18 protein-coding genes and 4 tRNA genes are annotated in these 17016 nt (G+C 70.3%); 16 read left to right on the top strand and 6 right to left on the bottom strand.

All coding sequences use genetic code 11. From position 1 onward, the window contains the following. Window positions 1-14: 14 nt before the first annotated feature. Window positions 15-503: a YajQ family cyclic di-GMP-binding protein gene (locus DEJ05_RS08880; RefSeq protein ID WP_017888627.1), complete on the bottom strand. Its 489-nt coding sequence runs from the start codon at window positions 501-503 to the stop codon at window positions 15-17. Between the two features lie 137 nt (window positions 504-640). On the opposite strand from DEJ05_RS08880, the gene DEJ05_RS08875 reads away from it, so the two are divergent. From DEJ05_RS08875 to DEJ05_RS08855, 5 genes are all read left to right on the top strand, one after another. Further along, a tRNA-Tyr gene (locus DEJ05_RS08875) sits at window positions 641-725 on the top strand. Between the two features lie 58 nt (window positions 726-783). Next, window positions 784-1614, top strand: coding sequence for an inositol monophosphatase family protein (locus DEJ05_RS08870; RefSeq protein WP_111110256.1), 831 nt, complete (start codon window positions 784-786; stop codon window positions 1612-1614). A gap of 148 nt (window positions 1615-1762) precedes the next feature. Next, window positions 1763-2920: a M23 family metallopeptidase gene (locus tag DEJ05_RS08865; protein ID WP_111110255.1), complete on the top strand. Its 1158-nt coding sequence runs from the start codon at window positions 1763-1765 to the stop codon at window positions 2918-2920. A 93-nt stretch (window positions 2921-3013) separates the two neighbouring features. Next, window positions 3014-3085, top strand: a tRNA-Thr gene (locus DEJ05_RS08860). Between the two features lie 32 nt (window positions 3086-3117). Continuing rightward, a tRNA-Met gene (locus DEJ05_RS08855) sits at window positions 3118-3191 on the top strand. 93 nt (window positions 3192-3284) lie between these two features. On the opposite strand, the gene DEJ05_RS08850 is transcribed toward DEJ05_RS08855, so the two are convergent. After that, complete coding sequence (locus DEJ05_RS08850) at window positions 3285-5180, bottom strand: ABC transporter ATP-binding protein (protein WP_111110254.1); 1896 nt, start codon at window positions 5178-5180, stop codon at window positions 3285-3287. Between the two features lie 111 nt (window positions 5181-5291). Beyond that, entirely contained in the window at window positions 5292-5690 is a 399-nt protein-coding gene (locus DEJ05_RS08845) for a hypothetical protein (RefSeq protein WP_071406316.1), read from the bottom strand. 131 nt (window positions 5691-5821) lie between these two features. Here DEJ05_RS08845 and DEJ05_RS08840 point away from each other — a divergent pair, with 131 nt between their 5' ends. The 3 genes from DEJ05_RS08840 to DEJ05_RS08830 are packed head-to-tail and all read left to right on the top strand — an operon-like array spanning window position 5822 to window position 7724. After that, a complete protein-coding gene (locus DEJ05_RS08840; protein ID WP_084741396.1) occupies window positions 5822-6271 on the top strand; it encodes a MaoC family dehydratase N-terminal domain-containing protein in 450 nt (149 codons plus the stop codon). Continuing rightward, a complete protein-coding gene (locus DEJ05_RS08835) occupies window positions 6268-6693 on the top strand; it encodes a MaoC/PaaZ C-terminal domain-containing protein (RefSeq protein WP_111110253.1) in 426 nt (141 codons plus the stop codon). The genes DEJ05_RS08840 and DEJ05_RS08835 overlap by 4 nt, the downstream gene beginning before the upstream one ends. A 2-nt stretch (window positions 6694-6695) precedes the next feature. Next, window positions 6696-7724 (top strand): UDP-N-acetylmuramate dehydrogenase, encoded by a 1029-nt coding sequence (locus DEJ05_RS08830; RefSeq protein ID WP_111110252.1) that lies wholly within the window; start codon window positions 6696-6698, stop codon window positions 7722-7724. A 117-nt stretch (window positions 7725-7841) separates the two neighbouring features. On the opposite strand, the gene DEJ05_RS08825 is transcribed toward DEJ05_RS08830, so the two are convergent. Then, window positions 7842-9068 carry a pyridoxal phosphate-dependent aminotransferase gene (locus DEJ05_RS08825; protein WP_111110251.1) on the bottom strand — a complete coding sequence of 409 codons (1227 nt, stop codon included), beginning with the start codon at window positions 9066-9068 and terminating at the stop codon, window positions 7842-7844. A gap of 151 nt (window positions 9069-9219) precedes the next feature. Between DEJ05_RS08825 and DEJ05_RS08820 the strand changes: the two genes are divergently transcribed. The 6 genes from DEJ05_RS08820 (at window position 9220) to DEJ05_RS08795 (ending at window position 12855) form a co-directional block, all read left to right on the top strand. Further along, window positions 9220-9292 (top strand) — tRNA-Trp (locus DEJ05_RS08820). 35 nt (window positions 9293-9327) lie between these two features. Then, on the top strand, window positions 9328-9591 hold the full coding sequence (gene secE / locus DEJ05_RS08815) for a preprotein translocase subunit SecE (RefSeq protein ID WP_371830607.1): 264 nt from the start codon (window positions 9328-9330) through the stop codon (window positions 9589-9591). 134 nt (window positions 9592-9725) lie between these two features. Continuing rightward, window positions 9726-10775 (top strand): transcription termination/antitermination protein NusG, encoded by a 1050-nt coding sequence (nusG, locus tag DEJ05_RS08810; protein WP_111110250.1) that lies wholly within the window; start codon window positions 9726-9728, stop codon window positions 10773-10775. 158 nt (window positions 10776-10933) lie between these two features. Then, window positions 10934-11365, top strand: a complete 432-nt coding sequence (rplK, locus tag DEJ05_RS08805) for a 50S ribosomal protein L11 (RefSeq protein ID WP_017888638.1) — start codon at window positions 10934-10936, stop codon at window positions 11363-11365. 90 nt (window positions 11366-11455) lie between these two features. Beyond that, entirely contained in the window at window positions 11456-12145 is a 690-nt protein-coding gene (rplA, locus tag DEJ05_RS08800) for a 50S ribosomal protein L1 (RefSeq protein WP_017888639.1), read from the top strand. 101 nt (window positions 12146-12246) lie between these two features. After that, entirely contained in the window at window positions 12247-12855 is a 609-nt protein-coding gene (locus DEJ05_RS08795; protein ID WP_071406320.1) for a Pr6Pr family membrane protein, read from the top strand. Here the strand turns inward: DEJ05_RS08795 and DEJ05_RS08790 are convergent. Next, window positions 12852-13595, bottom strand: a complete 744-nt coding sequence (locus DEJ05_RS08790; RefSeq protein ID WP_111046788.1) for a YqaJ viral recombinase family protein — start codon at window positions 13593-13595, stop codon at window positions 12852-12854. The genes DEJ05_RS08795 and DEJ05_RS08790 overlap by 4 nt on opposite strands. Window positions 13596-13662: 67 nt before the next feature. Then, the gene (locus tag DEJ05_RS08785) at window positions 13663-14874 is read right to left on the bottom strand and encodes an ROK family transcriptional regulator (RefSeq protein ID WP_027466368.1); all 1212 of its coding nucleotides are present in this window, start codon (window positions 14872-14874) and stop codon (window positions 13663-13665) included. A 144-nt stretch (window positions 14875-15018) separates the two neighbouring features. On the opposite strand from DEJ05_RS08785, the gene DEJ05_RS08780 reads away from it, so the two are divergent. Both DEJ05_RS08780 and DEJ05_RS08775 read left to right on the top strand, forming a co-directional pair. Then, window positions 15019-15765 (top strand): sugar phosphate isomerase/epimerase, encoded by a 747-nt coding sequence (locus DEJ05_RS08780; protein ID WP_071406322.1) that lies wholly within the window; start codon window positions 15019-15021, stop codon window positions 15763-15765. Then, complete coding sequence (locus DEJ05_RS08775; RefSeq protein WP_071406323.1) at window positions 15762-16913, top strand: Gfo/Idh/MocA family protein; 1152 nt, start codon at window positions 15762-15764, stop codon at window positions 16911-16913. Before DEJ05_RS08780 ends, DEJ05_RS08775 begins: the two co-directional genes overlap by 4 nt. Window positions 16914-17016: the final 103 nt, after the last annotated feature.

The following is a 17016-nucleotide window of genomic DNA, read 5'->3' as shown; positions in this document are numbered from 1 at the left end:
GCAGGGGCCGCTGGTCAGCGGAAGTTGATGAACTGCAACGGGACGTCGAACTCTTCACCCTTGAGGAGCTGGATCGTGTTCTGCAGGTCGTCACGGCTCTTCGACGAGACGCGGAGTTCGTCGCCCTGGATCTGGCTCTTCACCGTCTTCGGGGCGTTGGCCCGCAGGAACGCGCCGATCTTCTTCGCCACGTCCTGCTCGATGCCGTTCTTGAACTTCACCTCGATGCGGTACTCCTTGCCCGATGGGTACGGGTCGCCGGCGTCGAGGCTCTTCAGGCTGATGTTCCGCTTGATCGCCTTGCTCTGCAGCACGTCGAGGACGGCCTTGGCGCGCTCTTCCGAGTTCGCCTTGATGAGGACGTCCTCGCCGCTGAACGCGACCGAGGCGTCGGCGCCCTTGAAGTCGTACCGCTGCTCGATCTCCTTGGCCGCCTGGTTGAGGGCGTTCTCCGCCTCCATCTTGTCGACCTTGCTGACCACGTCGAAGGAACTGTCTGCCATGCGGAACAGCCTAACGGCGGACAGGAGGCGCGGTTCCGGTCGCGCGGATCGGCTCGCGGTGGTCACGACCACCGTCAGCCATCCGCTATGCTTTTGTGCGCGCCTTCGGTTGGTGATCACACCGGCTGGGTGCGCATGGCAAGTTACCCAAGCGGCCAAAGGGATCTGACTGTAAATCAGCCGGCGTAGCCTTCGGGGGTTCGAATCCCTCACTTGCCACCATCTGATCGGCCCCGTCCACTGCGGACGGGGCCGATGGTGTTTCCGGGAGGATGGGTGCATGGCATCCGACCTCACCCCGTCCCAGTTCGCCGACCTCGCCGAGTCGATCGCCCGTGACGCAGCGGCGCTGGCCGCACGGCGCCGCGCCGAGGGGGTCGAGGTCGCGGACCGGAAGTCGAGCATCGTCGACGTGGTCACGGCCGCCGACCGTGAGGTCGAGGCACGCATCCGCGCCCGCATCGCCGAGGCCCGACCGGACGACGCCTTCCACGGCGAGGAGTCCGGGTCGGCCTCCGGCGCCTCGGGCATCACGTGGGTGGTGGACCCGATCGACGGCACGGTCAACTACCTGTACGGCAGCGCCGACTACGGCGTGAGCATCGGCGTCGTGCGCGGAGCACCCGACCCGATGACCTGGGAGCCGATCGCGGGCGTCGTCGTGGCGCCGGCGACGGGCACCGTCTTCCGGGCGGCGGTTGGGCAGGGTGCGACCCGTGACGGGGAACCGTTGTCCGTCGCCACGCCCGGTTCGCTCGCCGAGACGCTCGTCGCCACCGGGTTCGGGTACACGGCCGACCGTCGCCGGGAGCAGGTCGCGGTGCTGGCCGGACTCATCGGCGAGGTGCGGGACATCCGCCGCGGGGGAGCGGCGTCGCTCGACTGCTGCGCCGTCGGGGCGGGCGTGGTGGACGCGTACTACGAGCGCGGGATCAACCCGTGGGACATGGCGGGCGGGGCCCTCGTCGCGCAGGAGGCCGGCGCGGTGATCCGCATCTGGGAGGCCGGCGGGACCCGCTCCTTCCTGTTCGCGAGCCCCGCCGTCGCCGACGAACTCGAGGCCCTGGTGCGTGGACTCGAGGCCGGTGCACTCGGAGCCGTGCGGGCCTGAGGACGCGCCGATCCCCAGGTCCGGAGGTGCCGGGAGGGCATGACCACGACTGGCGACCTGCGACGTCTCCTGCTAGCGTGCTCAGGTCCCGTTACCTGCTCGTTACCAACGAGTGAGCCCTTCTCCGATCAGGATCGCCACCGCACGCATGCCCCGTACTCCTCTGTCGTCCGCTCCCACCGACGGTTCCGTCGACGCCGCCAACCCGGTCGTCCACCAGACCCGACGCGCTCGGATCGAGGCAGAGCGAGCCGCGGCGAAGGGCACGGTCGTGGTGCAGGAGGCGCAGGGCTCGGCGGGTCCGAGCTTCGACGACGTGATCGGTGCGGTCACGCCGGGAACCCCCGCGGTCCCCGTGTCGCCGATCGACCTCGCACCGGCATCGCCCGTGCGCCCGGCCTCCCGCATCGTGACGCCGCCGGCCCCCACCTCGCCCGTCGTGCACGCGCAGCCGGCCGCTCCCAGCCCGTCGGTGTCGCAGCCGCGTCGGGTCGCCGGGCAGGTCCCCGCGTCGCGTCGTCGCACCAGCCGTCCGGCGCCGAAGGCCCCGGTCGACCGGGCGACCCGCCACATCCGTTCCAGCACCCCCGTCAGCGCACCGGCCCCGAAGCGTGGTGCGTCGTTCCGCCGGTCGGCCTCCCGTGTGACCGCGGTCGGCGCCCTGCTCTTCGCGGCCGGCCTGGTCGTGTCGACCTCGCTGCCGGCTCAGGCGCTCTGGGTGCCCGAGTCCGGCTCGACCGCGGCCCGTGCCAGCTCGGGTGCCACCCAGTCGATGCAGGTCGGTGCCGCTGCTGACGGGTCGACCGCCCGTGACCAGTTTACGGTCTCGGACGCCACACAGTACGCGAACGTCGACTCCTCCAGCTTCACGAACGACCCGACCGGCACGATCCAGTGGCCGTTCCTGACCGGTGTCCCGATCACCTCGGGCTTCGGCGGACGCCAGGTCGCCGGGTGCTCGTTCTGCTCGACGAACCACATGGGCGTCGACTTCGCCCCGGGCGAGGGCACCCCGATCGGCGTCATCGCGGCCGGGACCGTCATCAAGGTGCAGGCGAACGACGGCGGCTTCGGCAACGACGTCTGGGTCGAGCACGACGTCGACGGCAAGCAGTTCGTCAGCGTCTACGGCCACATGGAGGACAACTCCTTCAAGGTGGTCACGGGCCAGCACGTCGAGGTCGGCGACATCCTCGGCCTCGTCGGCAGCACGGGCAACTCCACGGGCCCGCACCTGCACCTCGAGGTGCACGTCGACGGGGTCCCGGTGGACCCGCTGGCGTGGCTCAAGACCAACGCGAACTAGCGGCCCACGACGCGGCACGCCCGGGCGTCTCGCCCGGTTCCGGAGCAGCGTCGGAGGTCTGCTATCCTCGTGTGGTGCCGTTCGCGGCACATCGCCCCGATAGCTCAGTGGTAGAGCACCTCCATGGTAAGGAGGGGGTCGTCAGTTCAATCCTGACTCGGGGCTCCGACCCGGTGCGCGTGTCGCTCCGGATCTCTGGCGGGGTAGCTCAGTTGGTTAGAGCACACGACTCATAATCGTGGGGTCGCGGGTTCAAGTCCCGCCCTCGCTACACGCAAGGCCCTCTCGTCCAGGATCCCCTGGGTCAGGGGGCCTTCTCTGTTGCCGGCCCCACTTCGATTGCCGGGGCCGACCCGCCGCGCGTTCAGTCTGTCGCCGGCACGTCGGCCGCGACGTTCTCCTGCGCGGCGAACTGGGTGCGGTGCAGCTCCTCGTACCGGCCACCCGCGGCCAGCAGTTCGTCGTGCGTGCCCCGCTCCACGATCGAGCCGTCCTCGACGACCAGGATCACGTCCGCGCTGCGGATCGTGGAGAGCCGGTGCGCGATCACCATCGCCGTCCGTCCCTCGAGCGCCTCGCCGAGTGCTGCCTGCACCGCTGCCTCGGAGGTCGAGTCGAGCGCCGCCGTCGCCTCGTCGAGGATGACGACGCGCGGCTGGGCGAGCAGGAGCCGGGCGATCGTCATCCGCTGGCGCTCGCCCCCGGACAGCCGGTAGCCGCGTTCACCCACCATCGTGTCCAGCTGGTCGGGGAGCGACCGGATCAGCGGCTCGAGCCGTGCGCGGCGGACCGCGTCCCACACCTCGTCGTCGGACGCCTCGGGCCGGGCGAACCGCAGGTTGGAGCGGATGGTCTCGTGGAACAGGTGGCCGTCCTGCGTCACCATGCCGAGGGTGTGCCGCATCGAGGCGAAGGTGACGTCGCGGACGTCCGTCCCGGCCAGGCGCACGGCGCCGCTGTCGACGTCGTACAGGCGCGAGAGCAGCTGTGCGACCGTGGACTTGCCGGCTCCGGACGACCCGACCAGGGCGACGGTCTGCCCCGGTTCGATCCGGAAGGACAGGCCGTGCAGCACCTCCTCGCCGCCGCGGGTGTCGAGCGTCGCGACCTCCTCGAGCGAGGCGAGCGACACCTTGTCGGCGGACGGGTACGCGAACCGGACGTCGTCGAACTCGACGGAGACCGGGCCGTCGGGGATGGTGACCGCGTCGGGCTGCTCCTGGATGAGTGGTTCGAGGTCGAGCACCTCGAAGACGCGCTCGAAGCTGACCACGGCGCTCATGATCTCGACCCGGGCGTTCGCCAGGCTCGTCAGCGGGGCGTAGAGCCGGGTGAGCAGGAGCGCCAGGGTGACGACCTCGCCGGTGTCCAGCCGGCCGGCGAGCGCGAGGAAGCCGCCGAGCCCGTAGACCAGCGCGAGGGCGAGCGCGGAGACGAGCATCAGCGCGGTGAAGAAGACGAACTGGAGCATCGCGGTCCGGACACCGATGTCACGGACCCGGGCAGCGCGCACACGGAACTCCTCGGCCTCTTCGTCGGGTCGGCCGAACAGCTTGACGAGGGTGGCGCCGGGTGCCGAGAAGCGCTCGGTCATCTGGGTGCTCATCGCGGAGTTGTGGTCGGCGGCCTCGCGACGCAGGGCGGCGAGACGGCTCCCCATCCGGCGCGCGGGGACCAGGAACACCGGGAGCATGACGACGGCGAGCACCGTCACGAGCCACGAGGTGCTGAGCATGACGATCAGGGTGAGGACCAGCGCCACGAGGTTCGTGACCACGCCGGACAGCGTGCCGCTGAAGGCCTGCTGGGCGCCGATCACGTCGTTGTTGAGGCGGCTCACGAGCGCACCGGTCCGGGTGCGGGTGAAGAACGCGATGGGCATCTTCTGCACGTGGTCGAAGACGGCGGTGCGGAGATCCAGGATCACGCCCTCGCCGATCCGCGCCGAGTACCACCGCGTCGTCAGCGACACGGCGGCGTCGGCCACGGCCACCAGGGCGATGACCACGGCCAGCCGAACGATCGTCGCGACCTCACCGCGGGCGACGATGACGTCGACCACCTGCCCGGCGAGGACCGGCGTCGCGACCGCGAGGAAGGCGCCGACGACGGAGAGCCCGATGAAGACCAGCAGCTTCGCCCGGTACGGCACAGCGAACGTCATGATCCGCCGGACGGACGCGCGGGAGAACCCGTGCTTGCCGCCCTGCGCGGACGAGATCTTGTACAGCGAGCTCCAGGCTGCGCTCTCCATGCTCATGGCGGTTCCTTTCCGGGGCCCCGGGCCCAACCTAGATGGCTGGCCGGGTCCCCGGTGACCGCTCCCGTGGCGGTGCGCCGCGCGGCCACCCGCCGGAGGCCGTCCGGCGGCCTACTGCGTGCGGTGGGAGCCGGTGTCCGTCCGCGTCGCGAGCACCCCGGCCGCACGGAACGCGTCCTCGACCGCGGCGGTGACCTGCTGCCAGGCGGCCCGTCGCCGGTTCGCTCCGATGCTGCCGCCCGACACGGCCGTGCCGTGCCCGGCCCGGCGCAGGGTGATCGTGGTGGTGGCACCGTCCACGACGGTCGACAGCTCGTACCGGCGGTACTCCCGGGCCGGCTGGACGAGCGCGCCGAGCAGGATCGTGAGCGTCCGGCTGCCCGCCGTCGCGGTCATCGTGCCACCCGTCGACTCGACGTGGTGGCCCGTGCGGCGCAGCGCGGCGGCCGCGACCTCCATGGCGGTGCACCGGTCTCCCGTGTGCACGGCGAACTCCGTCGTGGTGTCCATCGGCCCTCCCCGTCCCGAACGAACCCGTGCCGCACGGCACGTCCCGATTCCCCCGAATCGGTCTCAGACAGTCTAGCTGAAGCGTCCTCATCGATCACCGGCCTCCGGACGGGCCTCGGTAGACTGCCGTGGTGTCAGTGAACCCCGAGCTCGTCGGCAGGACGTTCCCGCCGGCCCAGCCCTACCTGGTCGGCCGCGAGAAGGTGCGCGAGTTCTCGCGTGCGGTCTTCGCGACCAACCCCGTCCACCACGATCCGGACGCCGCACGTGCCGCCGGGTACGACGACGTGGTCGCACCCCCGACGTTCGCCGTCGTCGTGCAGGAGGCCACGCTCGCGCAGCTCCTGAACGAGCCCGACGCCGGCATCGACTTCTCCCGCGTCGTCCACGGCGAGCAGTCCTTCACCTACGACCGGCCGATCGTCGCCGGTGACGAGCTCACCGCGACCCTGACGGTCACCAGCGTGAAGACCCTCGGCGGCAACGCGATGGTCACCGCCCAGAGCACCATGAACGACGCCGAGGGGGAGCACGTCGTCACGGCGACCTCCACCCTCGTGGTCCGAGGAGACGACGCATGACCGCCGCACCCGCCACCGCGCTCGAGGTCGGCACCGTCGTCGCCGAGCGCAACGTGCACATCACGCGCGACTCGCTCGTCCGGTACGCCGGCGCCTCGGGCGACTTCAACCCGATCCACTACCGCGACGACGTCGCCGCCTCGGTCGGCCTGCCCGGTGTGCTCGCCCACGGCATGCTCACGATGGGCATCGCCGTGCAGCCGGTCGCCGAGTGGCTCGGTGACAGCGGCTGGGTCGCGGGCTACGGCGTCCGCTTCACGCGCCCCGTCGTCGTCGACCCGGAGCAGGGTGCCACCGTCGGCATCGTCGCGAAGGTCGGCACCGTCGACGAGGACGGCCGGCCGAAGCGCATCGACCTCACCGTGACCGCCGCCGGGCAGACCGTGCTCGGCAAGGCGCAGGTCACGGTGGTGTTCCGCTGACCGTGTCCGAGCCGGTGCTGGCCGACCTGACGACGCTCCGCGTCGGCGGGGCCGCCACCCGGCTGCTCACGGCCGAGACGACCGACGAGCTCGTCGCCCACGCGCTCGACGCCTTCGACGACCACGAGTGGCTCGTCCTCGGCGGCGGCAGCAACCTGCTGGTCGCCGACCAGGGCTTCGACGGCACCGTCGTGCTGGTCCGGACGACGGGCGTCGACGCCGACCGCGACGCCGACGGCGTCACCGTCCGCGTCGCCGCGGGGGAACCGTGGGACCCGTTCGTCGCCACGACCGTCGCGAACGGCTGGACCGGCCTGGAGGCCCTCAGCGGCATCCCGGGCACCGTCGGCGCGTCCCCGGTGCAGAACATCGGCGCCTACGGGGTCGAACTCGCCGACGTGCTCACCCGCGTCGAGTTCCTCGATGCGGCCACGGGGGAGCGCGCGTGGGTCCCGGCAGCCGAGCTGGCGCTCGGCTACCGCACGTCGACCCTCAAGCACGGTCGGCGCGGTGTCGTGCTGACGGTCGAGTTCCGACTCGGGCTCGCGGGGGAGCACGGCGTGCCCGTGCGGTACGCGCAGCTCGCCGGTTCGCTCGGGGTCGAGCTCGGTGCGCTCGTGCCGCCCACGACCGTCCGCGACGAGGTCCTGCGGCTGCGCGGCTCGAAGGGCATGGTGCTCGACGGGGACGACCACGACACCTGGAGCGCCGGGTCGTTCTTCACGAACCCGATCGTCTCGCCGGCGTTCGCCGAGACCCTGCCGACGGATGCGCCCCGGTGGCCCGCGGGCGACGACGTCAAGCTCAGTGCCGCGTGGCTCATCGAGCACGCCGGCGTGCACCGCGGGTACGCGGTGCCGGGCTCCCGCGCTGCGATCTCGTCCAAGCACACCCTCGCGCTCACGAACCGCGGCGGGGCGACGGCGGCGCAGGTGGCCGAGCTCGCACGGTTCGTGCAGGTGACCGTGCTGAACCGCTTCGGTGTCTCGCTCGTCCCGGAACCCGTCGTGGTGGGGGACCTGCTCGGCTGATCGTCCGCGCGACGGGACGGACGAGCATGACGCACCACGGGCCTCCCGGCACGCAGAACGGGCCACCTCGACGAGGTGGCCCGTTCTGCGTTCCGCGGGGTGTGGTGGGCGCAGCGTCTACGCGAAGAACTTCGCCAGTCGGGCGACGCCCTCGGCGATGTCGTCGTCGCCCAGGGCGTACGACAGGCGCAGGTAGCCGGAGGGGCCGAAGGCCTCACCCGGCACGACCGCGACCTCGGCGTGCTCGAGGATCAGATCTGCCAGCTCGAGCGTGGTCGTCGGGGTGGTGCCGGCCCACTCGCGACCGAGCAGTGCGGTGACGTCCGGGTAGACGTAGAAGGCGCCCTGCGGGGTCGGCGTGCGGAATCCCGGGATCGCGTTGAGGCCGCCGACGATGGCCTTCCGTCGGCGGTCGAAGGCCTCGCGCATGGCGGCGACGGGCTCCTGCGGACCGGTGAGGGCGGCGATCGCGGCGCGCTGCGACACGTTCGAGACGTTCGACGACAGGTGCGACTGCAGGTTCGACGCGGCCTTGACGGCGTCGGCCGGGCCGATGAACCACCCGACGCGCCAGCCGGTCATCGCGTAGGTCTTCGCGACGCCGTTCACCAGGATCGTGGTGTCGGCGAGGGCAGGGACCTCGGCCAGGATGCCGGCGAAACGGACCCCGTCGTAGACCAGGTCCTGGTAGATCTCGTCGCTGATCACCCAGATGCCGTGCTCGAGCGCCCACTCGCCGATGGCCCGGGTCTGCTCGGCGGAGTAGACGGCGCCCGTGGGGTTCGACGGCGAGCAGAACAGCAGCGCCTTGGTCGCCGGGGTGCGGGCGGCCTCGAGCTGCTCGACCGTCACCAGGTAGTCCTGGTCGCTGCCGGCGAAGACCTCGACGGGCTCGCCGCCGGCCAACCGGATGGCCTCGGGGTAGGTGGTCCAGTACGGCGCGGGCAGCAGGACCTCGTCACCGGCGTCGACGATGGTCTGGAACGCCTGGTAGACCGCCTGCTTGCCACCGTTCGTGACGATGACCTGCGACGGCTCGACGGTGACGCCGGACACCCGGGCGGTCTTGTCGGCGATGGCCTGCTTGAGTTCGGGCAGGCCGGTCGCGGGCGTGTAGCGGTGGTTCTTCGGGTCCTGCGCGGCAGCGACGGCCGCGTCGACCACGTGCTGCGGGGTCGCGAAGTCGGGCTCGCCGGCGGCGAACGAGATCACCGGACGACCGGCGGCCTTGAGTGCCTTGGCCTTCGCGTCGACCTTGAGCGTCGCGGACTCGGCGATGGCCGCGATGCGGGATGCGATGCGCGGACGATCGACCGGCGCGGTGGCGGGGGTGTCGACGGACACGTGGGCGGTGGACTCGGGGCCTGGGGCTGCGGTGCTCACGGGGCCCAGCCTACCGGCGCGGCACGCCGTGGAAGGGGCCAAGTGGACACCGTGTGACGGACTCCCGTAGACTCGTCCACCGGAACGCGGATCGGTGACGAACCGTGTCCGAAGGGCGGTGGCTCAATTGGTAGAGCAGCGGTCTCCAAAACCGCAGGTTGCAGGTTCGAGTCCTGTCCGCCCTGCAACTCTGGAAGGGTAGAAGTTGGCGAGCAAAGACATGGAGACGACGGCGGACGACGTCGTCGCCAAGGCGAAGCAGGACCGGGCCGAGCGCCGCGGGCCCATCGCTGCCATCGTGCTCTTCATCCGCCAGGTGATCGGCGAACTGCGCAAGGTCGTGACGCCGACCCGCAAGGAACTCTTCAGCTACACGGGCGTCGTGCTCGTGTTCGTCGTCGTCATGATGATCCTGGTGTCGATCCTCGACTTCGTGTTCGGTCTCGGCGTCGGGTACGTCTTCGGCAACGGGCCCACGGCCTGACCCCGACGTCGACTGCCGTGTGCGGTCGTTCCGAGGAGTACGGTCGCCCGAGACGGCGTCGATCGTGACGGCGTCGCTCGTGACCATGAACGAACGCCACCCCGACCCGAACCACCGAACGGAAAGAATCGACTGTGTCTGACAACTCCCGCGATGACATCGACCTCGCGACGGCTGCCGAGCAGTCCTCCGAGGTCGAGGAGAACCAGGAAGGCGACGTCGAGACCGGCGAAGGACGCTCCGTCGAGTCCGCTGAAGAGCGTGCGATCTCGATCGAGGGCGACGACGACGAGTCCCTCGGCCTCAGCTCCGAGCCCGACGACGGCACCGTCGACTCCGGCCTCGACGAAGCACTGACGGCCCTGCAGGAAGCCCGTGACCCCGAGGCCGACGCCGTCGTGGACGACGCCCTCGAGATCGACTCCACCGACGAGGCCGAGGCCGCCGTCGAGGCAGTCGAGGACGAGGAAGAAGTCGAGCTCGAGTCCGAGACCGCCGCTGAGGCGAACGAGACGCTCGCAGCGGACGAGGCACTCGACGCCGAGGACGAGGACGACGAGCCCGCCGAGGTCGACCCGTACGAGGCCTTCAAGGCCGAGCTGCGGATGAAGCCGGGCAAGTGGTACGTCATCCACTCCTACGCGGGCTTCGAGCGCCGCGTGAAGTCGAACATCGAGAACCGCATGGTCTCGATGTCGATGGAGGACTACATCTACCAGGTCGAGGTCCCGATGGAGGACGTCGTCGAGATCAAGAACGGGCAGCGCAAGCTGGTCACCCGCGTCCGGATCCCCTCGTACGTGCTCGTCCGCATGGACCTCAACGAAGACTCGTGGTCCGTCGTCCGGCACACCCCGGGCGTCACCGGCTTCGTCGGCAACGCGCACAACCCGACGCCGCTCCGTTTCGACGAGGCGTTCGGCATGCTCAAGTCGCTCGTGCAGGTCGCCGAGGCCGCCCCGACCAAGGGCGGCGCGAAGGGCAGCGGACTGCAGGCACAGCCCGCAGCCGAGGTCGACTTCGAGATCGGCGAGACGATCACCATCAAGGAAGGCTCGTTCGCGGGCCTGCCGGGTTCGATCTCGGAGATCAAGCCGGAGAGCGGCAAGCTCACCGTCCTCGTCTCGCTGTTCGAGCGCGAGACCCCGGTCGAGCTCAGCTTCGACCAGGTCACCAAGCTCTAGCGACCACCCAGCTGTAGCGATCACCGAGATCGACTACACTGAACGGGTTTGGGCCCGCGCGCCTCGTGCGAGCGGGCCTTCACCGCTGTCCGGAACGGCCGGACCAGCGGGAGAGTGCACGGATCCCCGTGTGTTCGATTCCAGGAGGAAGACAAGTCATGGCACCGAAGAAGAAGGTCACGGGCCTGATCAAGCTGCAGATCAACGCGGGAGCCGCCAACCCGGCCCCCCCGATCGGTCCGGCGCTCGGTCAGCACGGCGTCAACATCATGGAGTTCTGCAAGGCGTACAACGCGGCGACCGAGTCGCAGCGTGGCAACGTCGTGCCGGTCGAGATCACCGTCTACGAGGACCGTTCGTTCACGTTCGTCCTGAAGACCCCGCCGGCCGCTGAGCTCATCAAGAAGGCTGCTGGTGTGCAGAAGGGGTCCTCGACCCCGCACACGGTCAAGGTCGCGAAGATCTCGATGGACCAGGTCCGTCAGATCGCCGAGACCAAGCAGGCCGACCTGAACGCCAACGACATCGAGCAGGCCGCGAAGATCATCGCCGGCACCGCACGCTCGATGGGCATCACGGTCGAGGCCTAAGCACCGATCGGGCTCCGGCCCACCACCAGACACCTTTCCGTGGGAGAGCCTCGCCGGCTCGCCAACCACGTATCTCGCAAGGAGACCACCATGGCGAAGAAGTCCAAGGCCTACCAGGCCGCGGCCGCGAAGATCGAGGCCGACAAGTTCTACACCCCGACCGAGGCCGTTGCCCTGGCCAAGGAGACCGGTTCCTCGAAGACCGACTCCACGGTCGAGGTCGCGCTGAAGCTCGGCGTGGACCCCCGCAAGGCCGACCAGATGGTCCGCGGCACGGTCATCCTGCCGCACGGCACGGGCAAGACCGCCCGCGTCATCGTCTTCGCGACGGGTGCGGCTGCTGAGGCCGCCATCGCCGCCGGTGCCGACGAGGTCGGTGGCGACGAGCTCATCGCGAAGGTCGCCGAGGGCTACACCTCGTTCGACTCCGCCGTCTCGACCCCGGAGCTCATGGGCAAGGTCGGTCGTCTCGGTAAGGTGCTCGGCCCGCGTGGCCTCATGCCGAACCCGAAGACCGGCACCGTGACCCCGAACGTGGCGCAGGCCGTCAACGACATCAAGGGCGGCAAGATCGAGTTCCGCGTCGACAAGCACGCCAACGTGCACTTCGTCGTCGGCAAGGCCTCGTTCACGCCGGAGCAGCTCGACGAGAACATCTCGACCGCGCTCGAGGAGATCAACCGCCTCAAGCCGTCGTCCTCGAAGGGCCGTTACGTCATGAAGGGCGCCGTCTCGACGACCTTCGGACCCGGCATCCCGCTGGACGTCAACAGCATCTGAGTCCACTGACTCACGGGTCCTCCGACCCATGGAAGGGCCCGCACCGGCAACGGTGCGGGCCCTTCCTGCACGTCGTCGCCGTGTCCCGATAACGTGGTGCCGTGCGCACCCTCGTGAACTCGCTCCGACTGATCGCCGTCATCGCCATCGTCGTCGCGGTCGTGGCGCAGTGGCTCGAGAGCTCGCAGACCCCGACCTACTCGTTCTGGAACTTCTTCGGCTACTTCACGATCCAGTCGAACCTGATCATCGCCGTGGCCCTCGCGGTGACGCTCGTCGCCGCGGCCCGTCGCAAGCGGGCGGACCTCGCCGTCTCGGTGCTCCGTGGCGCCGCGACGGTGTACATCGCAACGACCGGCATCGTCTACAACACGCTGCTCACGGGCGCGAACGTGTCGGCCTCGGTGCCGTGGTCGAACGACATCGTGCACAAGATCATCCCGGTGTACGCGGTGCTCGACTGGCTGCTGTTCTCGGACCGCGCACGGCTGCTGCTCCGCCACGTGTGGTGGTTCCTGCTCTACCCGGCGGTCTGGACCACCGTGGTGCTCGTCCGCGGCGCGACCGACGGGTGGGTGCCGTACCCGTTCCTCGATCCGGCGCAGGGCTACGGCGTCGTCGCGATCTACGTGGTCGGGATCGCGGTCTCGATCACGCTGCTCGGCATCCTCGTCGTCGGGATGAGCAGGCTGCGGCTGGTGAAGGTCTAGGAGCGGAAACCGCGGAGCTTGTCGAGCACCAGGTCGGCGAGCTGCACCAGCCCGCGGATCTGGTCGTCGTCGCGGTCGACCCAGCGGCACTCGGGTTCGTCGGCGACCGGCACGAACCCGTCGTGGCGTTCCCAGACGAACAGGGTGCGGTCGGCACCGAGCACGTACTGCTGCCACCAGATCTGCCGGAGGTAGTGCCGGGGGATGCTCCGCCAGGCCTTGCCGGTGGTCTTGATCTCGGCGAGCACCACGCGGGACGATTCGTCGACCCCGACGCCGTCCGGGGTGGCGAGGTGGGCGCGGTTCGCAGCGGCGTGGAAGAGGTGTGCCGAGGGCTGGATGCCGTGGGTGGCGGCCACCCAGGCGGCGATGACCGGTTCGCGGTCCTTGCCGTGCTCGGTGAACGCGTTGCCGGAGAACCGGGAGCCGTAGCGCTTCTCGGTGACGACGGCCTCGACGGCGCGCAGTGAGGCCAGCCGGGCGACGTCGGTGGCGGTGATGCCCATGGCGCGGGCGCGGAGCCAGGCGACGCGGTCCGAGGAGTGCGCGACGATGCGCTCGGTGTGGCCACGCAGGGCGGTGAACGCATCACGCGCAGCCGGGACCGGCGTACCGGGGGCGGGATGCGCCTCTCCCCACGAGCTCGGCCCGCCCGCCGCTTCGCGACGCCCGGGTACCGGCTCGCGTGGGCCCAGACCGGGGTCCAGGTCGCCCCACAGGGTGGGCTGCACGATCGTCACCCGACGATTGTCCCCCCGACCACCGGCAAGACCGAAACCGACGCGCTCACGCGACCGCGGGTGTGCGTCAGGAGACGAGTTCGCGGCCCTCGGCGAAGGCGACCAGCTCGTCGACCCCGGCGGGGGAGAGGGCGTAGCCGATGGCGAGGGCCGCGGCGCCCTGCAGCGCGGCGAGGGACCCGGCGCGGGACTGCACGATGACGAGGTGCTCACTGGCCAGGGGCATCGAGCGGGAGTAGACGACCTCGCGGACTCCGGCGAGCAGGTGCTCACCGGCCTGCGTGATCGATCCACCGAGTGCGATGACGGACGGGTTGATGAGCGAGATGCACGTCGCGAGGACTTCACCGATGTCCCGACCGGCCTGTCGTACGGCGTAGATCGCGTCGAGGTCCGACCGGTTCACCAGGTCGATCACGTCCGCACCCGTGTGCGCGTCGTGCCCCTTCGCGCGGAGTGCGCGGGCGATGGCCGGACCGGAGGCCACGGCCTCCAGGCAGCCGGTGTTGCCGCAGTGGCAGGGGACGTCGCCGGCGCGGGAGACCCGCACGTGGCCGATGTCACCCGCGGTTCCCTGGGCGCCGCGCTGCAACCGGCCCTCGGAGACGATGCCGGACCCGATGCCGGTGGCGACCTTCACGAACAGCAGGTGGTCGACGTCCGGCCAGCCGTGCTCCCGCTCGCCGAGGGCCGCGATGTTGACGTCGTTGTCGAGCAGGACGTGGGCGGCGATGTGCTGACGGAGCCACGAGGGCACGTCGAAGCCGTCCCAGCCGGGCATGATCGGCGGGTTGGCCGGGCGGCCCGTGGAGAACTCGACCGGTCCGGGGACGCCGATGCCGATCGCGATGACGTCCTGCCGACTGCGCCCGACCTCGGCGAGCAGGTCGTCGATCGTCTCGACGAGCCAGGACAACGTCGGTACCGGACCGGCGGCGATGTCGATCCGGGCCTCGCGGGTGGCGAGTGGTGCCGCGACCAGGTCGGTCACGGCGACGCGACCGTGCGAGGCGCCGAGGTCGGCGGCGATCACGAGCCGGGCGCGGGGCTTCAGCGCCACCTGGGCGGGCGGACGGCCGCCGGTGGAGACGGCGGTGTCCACGGCGCCGACCAGCCCGATGTCGATCAGGGAGTCGAGGCGCACGCCGATGGTGGAGCGTGCGAGTCCTGTCAGTGCGGCGAGCTCGGCCCTGGTGCGCGGCACGCCGTCGCGGAGGATCTGGAAGAGCTCGCTCGTCCCGACCGGAGGCGACGCTGCCGTCCGGTTCAAGTCGACCATGTGGGGAGTGAAGCACACATCGTTCGCGCCACGCAATGAAGTCCGTCGACATTCCTCGGACTTCTGCTTGACCGCCGACAAAAGTGCTCGTAGTGTGACGATCGGTCAGTGACGACCGCACCATCTCGACGAGGAGAACCCCTGGTGACCCAACCGCTCTCGGTCCAGCTCTACACGGTCCGCGATGCCCTCAGTGCCGATCTGCCCGGCACCCTGCAGCGCATCGCAGACATCGGCTACACGAACGTCGAGGCCTTCGGCTTCGTCGACAACGCCGACGAACTCGCCGCCGCCCTCCGCGACGCCGGCCTCGCCGCCCCGAGCGGCCACGCCCGTCTGCTGGACGCCGGCGAGCAGGACCTCGAGCGCATCTTCCACGCCTCCACCACCCTCGGCTTCGGGACCCTCATCGACCCGCACATCGATGAGTCCCGCTGGACCACCCGCGAGGACGTCGAGGCGATCGCCCGCGAACTCAGCGCCCTCGCCCCGCGCGCCGCCGACCACGGTCTGGTGCTCGGCTACCACAACCACGCGTTCGAGTTCTCGAACCGCATCGACGGCGTCAGCGCCTACGAGGTCTTCGCCGACGCCCTGTCCGACGACGTCGTGCTCGAGCTCGACACCTACTGGGTGCAGGTCGGCGGGGACGACCCGGTCGCGGTCATCGGCAAGTACGGCGACAAGGTCCAGTTCCTGCACGTCAAGGACGGCGACGGCTCGCACGACGACAAGCAGCAGGTCGCCGTCGGCAACGGCATCATGCCGATCCGCGACATCATCGCCGCGGCGCCCGACGCACTGCACGTCGTCGAGCTCGACGACCACGAGGGTGACGTCTTCCAGGCCGTCGCCGACTCCTACACGTTCCTCGAGGGGGCCCGCGCATGACCGACACCACGACCGCCGCTGCGACGGCGACCGACAGCACCACCCGCACCGGCCCCGTCGGCGTCGGCGTCATCGGCGCCGGGGTCATCTCGGACCAGTACCTGTCGAACCTCACCGTCTTCCCCGACGTGACCGTCCGCTTCATCGCCGACATCGACCTGCCACGCGCCGCCGCCCAGGCCGAGAAGTGGGGCGTCCCCGGATCGGGCACCGTCGAGGAGCTCCTGGCCGACGACGACATCGAGATCGTCGTGAACCTGACGATCCCGGCCGCCCACGTCGAGGTCGCGCTGCAGGCCCTGGCCGCCGGCAAGCACGTCTGGGGCGAGAAGCCCTACGCCCTCGACCGTGCCAGCGCCGCCGAGCTCCGCGACGCCGCGGCCGCCGCGGGCAAGACCGTCAGCGTCGCCCCGGACACGTTCCTCGGCGCCGGCCTGCAGACCGCGCTCCGCACCATCCGCGACGGCCGCATCGGCACGCCGCTGAACGGCCTGACGCTCTTCCAGAGCCCCGGGCCCGAGTCGTGGCACCCGAGCCCCGAGTTCCTCTTCGCGTACGGTGCCGGTCCGCTGTTCGACATCGGCCCGTACTACATCACCACCCTCGTCCAGACGTTCGGACCGGTGAAGAAGGTCACGGCCACCGCGTCGAAGTCCCGCGCCACCCGCACCATCGGCTCCGGGCCGAAGGCCGGCACCGAGTTCCCGGTGGACGTCCCAACGAACCACTCCGCGCTGATCGAGTTCGAGAACGGCGGGAGCGCGCAGAGCGTCTTCTCGTTCGAGTCCGACCGCGGCCGCACCGGCTTCGTCGAGATCGCTGGGGAGACCGGCACCGTCGTGTTCCCCGACCCGAACAACTTCGACGGCGACACCGAGCTGTACGCCCTCGGTTCCGAGGAGCCCGAGACGATCCCCGCGGTCGGCTCCACCTACTCGCGCGGCACCGGCGTGGTCGACCTGGCCCGCTCGCTGCGGGCCGGCGACGAGAACCGCGTCCCCGGTGCGCTCGCCTTCCACGTCCTCGACGTGATGGTCTCCATCGCCGAGGCGGCAGAACGTGGCGAGGCGGTGCTCGTCGAGAGCACCGTGTCGCCCTCCCCGACCCTCCCCGAGGGCTGGGACCCCGCGGAACGCACCCTGGCCTGACCGCCAGGGCGCTGCCCGCAACCCACAGCAGCACCCGACCAGCACCATCCGCAGCACCAGCTCCACCTCTGCACCATCCCTGCACCATCTCAACGACGAGAAA

The sequence above is a fragment of the Curtobacterium sp. MCLR17_045 genome, assembly GCF_003234405.1.
Classification (GTDB): domain Bacteria; phylum Actinomycetota; class Actinomycetes; order Actinomycetales; family Microbacteriaceae; genus Curtobacterium; species Curtobacterium flaccumfaciens.
Note: the sequence above shows the minus strand (reverse complement) of the source record. Positions and strands in the feature narration are given on the sequence as shown.